Source organism: Micromonospora sp. S-DT3-3-22 (assembly GCF_015354745.1).
GTDB lineage: Bacteria > Actinomycetota > Actinomycetes > Mycobacteriales > Micromonosporaceae > Micromonospora > Micromonospora wenchangensis.
In genome coordinates this window covers 1-1,801 of record NZ_JACGMO010000259.1, presented here as the reverse complement: position 1 = coordinate 1,801, position 1,801 = coordinate 1, and the positions used below count along the sequence as shown (strand labels likewise).

Genomic DNA, 1,801 nt, shown 5'->3' with positions numbered 1-1,801 from the left:
TCCGCCAAACCCAACGCCCCACCTACGACACCCTCGTCCAACACCAAATCACCACCGCCAAAAACACCACCACCGACACCCCCGAACAACAACTCACCACCCTCCTCCACACCGGCGACACCTGGACCATCAGCTAAGTCGGGCGAGCAGTGCGACGTGGCCGTGCCCCGGGGTCGGGGCACGGCCACGTCGGCGTCGGCGGACCGCCGGGTGGGCGGTGCGGAGGCCCGGGAGGCGGTACGGGTCGGTCAGGAGGGGGTGGTGGTGGCGGTGGGGCGGTCGTCGCGGACGTGCACCAGCATGTCGCCGGTCTCGATCACCGCGCCGGCCCGGTCCGCCAGGGTGACCACCTTGCCCCGCCGTACCAGGGCGATGACCAGGGACTCCAACTCGCGGGGGGACTTGCCGACCTCGTGCCGCTCGGCGGAACGCATCGCCAGCGCCATGCCCTGCCCGGGGGTGAGCAGATCCTCCACCACGTCGATCAGGGGCGGCGCGGAGGTCGAGAGGCCGAGCAGCCGACCCGCGGTCGCCGAGGACACGATCACGTGGTGCGCGCCGCTCTGCCGCAGCAGCGGGGCGTTCTCGGCCTCCCGTACGGCGGCGATGATGCGTACCTGACCGGCGGTGAGCTGCCGGGTGGTCAGCGCCACCAGCACGGAGGCGTCGTCGCTGTCGGTGGCGATGATGACCGCCTTGGCGTTGCGGACGTGCGCCTCCTCCAGCACCGACGAGCGGGTGGCGGAGCCCTCGATGGCGACCAGTCCGGCCGAGGTGGCCTGCCGCAACGCCGTCCCGCTGCGCTCCACCACCACGATCCGGGACTTGTCCAGCCCGTTCTCCAGCAGGGCGGAGACCGCGCTGCGGCCCTTGGTGCCGTAGCCGCAGATGATGACGTGGTCCTTCACGGTTCTCCTCCACCGCCCCAGCCGACGGCCGGTCCGGTACTGCTCGGTCAGGACTTCCAGGGTGGTGCCGACCAGGATGATCAGGAAGATCACCCGGGCCGGGGTGATGAACAGGACGTTCACCAACCGGGCGGACTGGTCGTACGGGGTGATGTCGCCGTACCCGGTGGTGGAGAGGGTGACCACCGCGTAGTAGAAGCAGTCGAGCAGGGTCAGCCCGTTCTCGTCCACGTCGCGGTAGCCGCCACGGTCCAGATAGACCACCGCGACGGTGAGCAGGACCAGGCCCAGGGCGGCGGCCAGGCGGAGACTCAAGGCGCTGAGCGGACCCCGCCGCTGCGCCGGGAAATGGATCACGGTCGGTCCTGCTCCCCCTGGGTCGCCTGCACGAGCACAACATAGCGGTTGGCAGGCGGACCGACCGGCCGGGTCGCCGACCCTACCTGCGGTGAACGCCCCCTCACGGTCGCGGCGGGCGGTGCCGGGCCCGGGAAACCGGCATGATGGGAGGGTCCCCGGACACCGGCCACGAGGAGGCCCGCATGTCGCTGCTGCGTCGGGTGATCGGTGGCGTGCTGCGCCGGGTACGACTGCGTCAGGGCCGCACCCTGCGCGAGGTGGCCGCCGCGGCCGGGGTGTCCCTGCCCTACCTCTCCGAGGTCGAGCGCGGGCGGAAGGAAGCCTCCTCCGAGGTGTTGGCGGCGATCTGCCGTGCGCTCGGGATCAACCTGTCCGACCTGCTCGAAGAGGCCCGCGACGAGCTGCGCCGGGTCGAGCGTCGGGTGCCCGTGCCACCGGGCGGCGGCCTGGCCCGGCTAGATACGAAGAGCACACGACTGAACTCCACCCACACGCTCGAAGCCCCTACGCCGGCTTCTCCCCGCAAAACGGGC

General features: G+C 71.3%; 2 protein-coding genes. One reads left to right on the top strand and one right to left on the bottom strand.

The annotated features are described in order from the left end of the window. Positions 1-248: 248 nt before the first annotated feature. Positions 249-1,265 carry a TrkA family potassium uptake protein gene (locus H1A17_RS33990; RefSeq protein WP_145917737.1) on the bottom strand — a complete coding sequence of 339 codons (1,017 nt, stop codon included), beginning with the start codon at positions 1,263-1,265 and terminating at the stop codon, positions 249-251. A 185-nt stretch (positions 1,266-1,450) separates the two neighbouring features. Here H1A17_RS33990 and H1A17_RS33985 point away from each other — a divergent pair. Continuing rightward, on the top strand, positions 1,451-1,801 hold a 351-nt coding region (locus tag H1A17_RS33985), incomplete at its 3' end, for a helix-turn-helix domain-containing protein (RefSeq protein WP_228544753.1).